The 5,631-nt window shown below is 28.0% G+C and carries 5 protein-coding genes; 1 reads left to right on the forward strand and 4 read right to left on the reverse strand.

The genetic code is table 11. The features are described from left to right. Positions 1–240 precede the first annotated feature (240 nt). The 4 genes from gltX to GIL12_RS09805 form a co-directional block, all read right to left on the reverse strand. Positions 241–1,752: a glutamate--tRNA ligase gene (gene gltX, locus GIL12_RS09790; protein ID WP_163470291.1), complete on the reverse strand. Its 1,512-nt coding sequence runs from the start codon at positions 1,750–1,752 to the stop codon at positions 241–243. Between the two features lie 64 nt (positions 1,753–1,816). Continuing rightward, positions 1,817–2,917 carry a peptide chain release factor 2 gene (gene prfB / locus GIL12_RS09795; RefSeq protein ID WP_163470295.1) on the reverse strand — a complete coding sequence of 367 codons (1,101 nt, stop codon included), beginning with the start codon at positions 2,915–2,917 and terminating at the stop codon, positions 1,817–1,819. A 2-nt stretch (positions 2,918–2,919) separates the two neighbouring features. Further along, the gene (acpS, locus tag GIL12_RS09800; protein ID WP_163470292.1) at positions 2,920–3,306 is read right to left on the reverse strand and encodes a holo-ACP synthase; all 387 of its coding nucleotides are present in this window, start codon (positions 3,304–3,306) and stop codon (positions 2,920–2,922) included. An 8-nt stretch (positions 3,307–3,314) separates the two neighbouring features. Then, positions 3,315–4,073, reverse strand: coding sequence for a TatD family hydrolase (locus tag GIL12_RS09805; protein WP_163470293.1), 759 nt, complete (start codon positions 4,071–4,073; stop codon positions 3,315–3,317). A gap of 166 nt (positions 4,074–4,239) precedes the next feature. On the opposite strand from GIL12_RS09805, the gene GIL12_RS09810 reads away from it, so the two are divergent. Continuing rightward, complete coding sequence (locus tag GIL12_RS09810; RefSeq protein ID WP_163470294.1) at positions 4,240–5,490, forward strand: pyridoxal phosphate-dependent aminotransferase; 1,251 nt, start codon at positions 4,240–4,242, stop codon at positions 5,488–5,490. Positions 5,491–5,631: the final 141 nt, after the last annotated feature.

Genomic DNA, 5,631 nt, shown 5'->3' on the forward strand with positions numbered 1-5,631 from the left:
TACACCATTTAAGGTTTGCTTGCTTATCTTGTTAAATTTCTCTATTCTATTGTTAATGTCCTTCGTTCGCATCTCTTGCGGACAAGAAGTATAATACCACTTTCAGCAATTTATGTCAACTATTTTTTATTTTTATTTTATAATTTTTTTTAGATTTCAATTTTCCCATTGAAATACTTAATATTTAAAAATTAAGTGCGAACACCCACATGAGCATTCACACTTAATTTAAATAATTAATTAAATATTATATTTTTTTATCATATTCTCTATTCTTTTAATAGTTCTCTTTTTTCCTATTACGAATATTAAATTGTATAAATCTGCACCTCTAGGTTCTCCAGTCAATACAGCTCTTAATGGCATATAAACTTTTCCTGGTCCTTCCCCTATTTCTTCTAAAGTATCAGTTAAAAGTTTTTTAGCTGCTTCTAATTCTATTTCTTCTGTTGGGAACTCTTTTAACTTTTCTAAAAATAACTTTATGGATTTTTTACCTGTTTCATCTGCTATACCTTTATGAAGTCTTTCTATTCCTTTTCTTTCTTTTTTATTCATTTCTTCTGTAACTTCTGGTAATTCATATTCATCTTTATAATATACTGCTGCTTCTTTAGCTATTTCTTTTAAAGTATGAGCATGTTCTCTTAATAACTCCACAATTCTTTCCATAGCAATTCTTTCATGAGAAGTCATTTCGTTACCAAAGTATCCTTCTTCTTTGAAGAATGGTACTGCTAAATCTGTTAGTTCTTTTAAGTCCTTTAATCTCATATGTTGGTTATTTATCCATCCTAATTTAACTAAATCGAAGACAGGTCCACCTAAAGAAACATTATCTATATTAAAAGTATCTTTAAATTCTTCAAGACTAAATATTTCTTTCCCTTCCTTAACTGAATAAGCCATCATTCCTAAAAAGTTTAATAATCCTTCTTTTAAATATCCTTCTTCTCTATACCAATTTAAAGAAACTGGATTTTTTCTTTTAGAAATTTTAGTTCTATCACTATTTCTCAATAAAGGCATATGAATAAACTCAGGCTTCTCCCATCCAAATGCTTTATATAATTGAATATGTTTAGGAGTTGAAGAAATCCATTCTTCTGCTCTTATAACTGTAGTTATTTTCATCAAGTGATCATCTACTACATTTGCCAAATGATAAGTAGGGTATCCATCTGCTTTTAATAAAACTTGATCATCTATAATATTATTTTCAAATACTATATCTCCTCTTAATCTATCATGAACTATTGTTTGACCTTCATATGGCATTTTCAATCTTATTACATAGGGATCACCTGCATCTAATTTAGCTTTAACTTCTTCCTTAGATAAACTTCTACAATGACCATCATATCCTGGAGCTTTTTTCATAGCTTTTTGTCTTTCTCTTAAATTAGATAATCTTTCTGGAGTACAAAAACAATAATAAGCTTCTCCTTTTTCCACTAGTTCCCTAGCATAATCTCCATACATATCAAATCTTTCAGATTGTCTATAAGGAGCATAAGGACCTGAAATATCTGGACCTTCGCTCCAATTTAATCCTAACCACTTTAATGAGTCAAATATCATATTCTCAGATTCTTTTGTTGATCTTACCTGATCTGTATCCTCTATTCTTAATATAAATTCTCCATTATTTACATGTGCAAAAGCTATATTAAACATAGCTATATAAGCTGTACCTACATGCGGATCTCCTGTTGGAGATGGCGCAACTCTTGTTCTAATTTTTCTTGACATTGCTTTCCCCCTATTCTTTTTTCTTATCTTGAAGTTTACCATAATTTAGCCAATTTTTAAAGTACTATTTACTTTTAACCCATCTCAAATAAGAATTGATAAATTCATCTATTCCACCGTCCATAACCATTCTTACGTTCCCAATTTCACAATTAGTTCTATGATCTTTTACTAACATATAAGGTTGAAAAACATATGACCTTATTTGATTTCCCCAACCTATTTCACTTTGTTTTCCTTGAATCGCTTTCATTTCTGCCTCTTGCTTTTGAATTTCTAAATCTAATAATTTAGATTTTAATACTTTAATTGCTTTTTCTTTATTTAATAGTTGAGACCTTTCTTGCTGGCAAGTTGTAACTATCCCTGTTAAAAAATGTGTTATTCTTACTGCTGAATCAGTCATATTTACATGTTGACCTCCAGCTCCCCCTGCTCTATAAGTGTCTACTCTTATATCCTCTGGTCTTATTTTTATCTCAATATCATTATTAACTTCTGGCAAAACATCAACAGAAGCAAAGGAAGTGTGTCTTTTTTTATTTGCATCAAAGGGAGAAATCCTAACTAGTCTATGTACTCCTTTTTCTCCCTTTAAATAACCATAAGCCATTGGACCTTCAACTAAAATTGTAATTGATTTTATTCCAACAGAATCTCCAGACATAAAATCGATTTGAGATACTTTATAATTTTTGTTATTCATCCACCTACTGTACATTCTATAAAGCATTTCTACCCAATCACAAGCCTCCGTTCCACCTGCTCCTGAATGAATTGTTATAATTGCATTATTATTATCGTATTTTCCATCTAATAATAATTTAATATCCATTTCTTCAATAGCTTTCTTTAAATGCTCATGTTTGTTTAAAAGTTCCTTTTCAAATTCGTTTTCTCCTGAATTTATAAATTCAAAAAGGATATACTCTTCTTCATGCATATTTTCAATTTGTCTATATTCATCAATTAATTCTTTATTTTCATTTATTTTATTTATTATTTTTTGGCTATTTTTCTTATCATTCCAAAAATCATTTTTTAAAGTTTCTGTTTCTAATTTTTTGTTTTCTAAAATCCTATCATTTAATTTCAAAGTTTTTTCTATATTTTCTAAGGCCACTTTAAACTTTTGAAATTCTCTGTTAACTTCAGATATATCAATCACTAATCAATCACCTCTTTTCCTTTTTTAAAAATAATAGCTGTAGAAATAGCGTATTCTCTACAATGGGATATTGATATTTCTACTAAATATTTTTCATTATAATCTTCTATACTATTTTTAAATCTAACAATGGGCTTTCCTAATTTGTTATTTATAATCTCTATATCTGAAAAACTTATTTTTCTCATACCTGTCCCTAAAGCTTTTGAAATTGACTCTTTAGCTGAAAATCTTCCTGCATAAGTTTCAGCTTTGTTTCCCTTTGATACTATTAATTCAATTTCTTCCTCTGTATATATTTTTTGTATAAATTTTAAATTTTTAATAGCTTTTTCTATCCTTGATATTTCTATAATATCATTTCCTAATCCTAAAAAATAATTCATATAGTCTCCTATTTTATATTATATATTTCTTTTGCATTTTTAGTGGTTATCTCAACTACTTTTTCAAAAGAAATTCCCTTTATCTCTGCTATTTTTTCAGCAACATATTTAACATTTAACGGAGTATTTCTTTTTCCTCTAAAAGGAACTGGAGATAAATAAGGAGAATCAGTTTCTAAAACAACCCTATTTATATCAACTTTTTTTAAAAATTCAACAGTTTTTCTTGAATTTTTAAAAGTTAATACCCCGCCAATTCCAAAATAATATCTATCTGAAATTTTTGAAGCACTTTCAATACTACCTGGAAAACAGTGGAATATCCCTCTCACATCTGGATATTTTTCTAAAATATTTAATGTGTCCTCCATAGCATCTCTAGAATGTATTACTACAGGCTTTTTAAATCTTTTCGCTAATTCCATTTGTCTTAGAAAAATCTCTTTTTGATGGTCTTTGTCTGTTACCATCCAATGATAGTCCAACCCAATTTCACCAACTGCTACAACCTTGTCCTCTTTTAATAATTCTTCTATTTTTTTTTCTGTTTCCTCATTATAATTCTTTATTTCAGTTGGATGAATTCCAACAACAGCATACATAAATTTTTTATTTTTAGCGTAATTTACGCTCTTTTCTGAAGAATCTAAATCACATCCTATATTTACTATAAAATCCATACTTTCTGATATATCTTTTAAAATATCATCTCTATCTTCATCAAACTGTCTGTCATCTATATGGCAATGAGTGTCTACTATTTTCATATATCTTCCTTCCTTTTTTATAAATATTATATCATAATTTGTTTATTTTTATTTTTGAAATTATTCTTTAATTGGTCTGAATCTTAAACTGTTGAAACTAAATCTTGAATTGACTTTTCTAGTATTTTTGTGTATACTTGAGTATAAAATAAGCTGGAGGTTAAGTATGCTAAGTAAAAAATTAATTAATAAAAAACTTGGACAAGGGGCTTTTGCCATGGCTAGACAAGTAAAAGAATTAAAAAAAACAACTGATAACTCTAAAATTATAAATTCTACAATAGGAACTTTTTTTGATAATAATGAAAATCTTTTAATATTTGATACAGTGGAGAAAATTTATAAAGAACTTCCTCCTGTTGATATTTTTGGTTATGCTTCTGGAGTTAGTGGATCAGCAGAATATAAGGAAGCTGTTAAAAAAGATATCTTAAGTAATCATCTTGACTTGTTTACAAAAACTAAAACTTATATTGACGTTACTGCCACTGCAGGTGGAACAGGAGCCATTCACAACACATTTAAAGGCTATGCTGAAGAAGGAGACACTATACTTCTTCCTAATTTTATGTGGGAAGCTTATGTGAACCTTAGCCAGGCTAATAACTTAAATTATCAAACTTATAATCTTTTTGATAATAATTCTTTTGACTTAAAAGATTTTTCAGAAAAAATCTTAACACTTATAAAAAAACAAAAAAAAGTTATAATTGTTATAAATGATCCTTGTCAAAATCCAACAGGATATTCTCTTTCATTTGAAGAGTGGGAAGCTGTTATTGAAATTTTGAAAAAAGCCTCTTCTTATGGAGAAGTTATTTTATTAAACGATATCGCTTATATTGATTATGATTTTAGAGGAAAGGAACTTTCTAGAAAACATTTTAGTTTATTTGCAAATCTTCCAAAAAACATCTTTGTTATTTTGGCTTATAGTATGTCAAAATCTTTCACTTGCTATGGGTTGAGATCTGGAGCTCAAATAGCTATTTCTTCATCTCAAGAAATCATGGAAGAGTTTTCATACTCCTCTGAATTCTTGTGTAGAACCTCTTGGTCTAATATATCAAAAGGTGGTATGGCAATTTTAAGTGAGATTTTTAATAATGACAACTATTTAAATGAAATTGATGCTAACCGTATTGAATGGGTAAAGCTTTTAAAAGAAAGAGCTAAAGTTTTTCTAGAAAATGCTGAAAAAGAAAATCTTAATCATTGTCCTTTTAAAGGAGGATTTTTTATAACTATCCCAATTTCAGAACATAAAGAGAAAATTTTAAAATATTTAATTGAAAAAAATATTTTTGTTCTACCTTTAAAAAATGGTATACGAGTAGCTATCTGCAGTGTTCCAACTGAAAAATTAAAAAAACTACCTAAAGAGATAAAAAAAGCTATTGATAACTTTCAAATTTAAATGATTCTATAATATATGGGTCTATAATATTTGGTGTTGGTATTTGTAAAAATACTAATGCCTTTATTTTTTGCAAAAAAAAATTGAGACAAATAAAAAAATCCGTTACAATTAAGTTGCGACACCAAAAGAAAGGATGTG

The sequence above is a fragment of the Fusobacterium sp. IOR10 genome (genome assembly GCF_010367435.1).
Taxonomy (GTDB): domain Bacteria; phylum Fusobacteriota; class Fusobacteriia; order Fusobacteriales; family Fusobacteriaceae; genus Fusobacterium_B.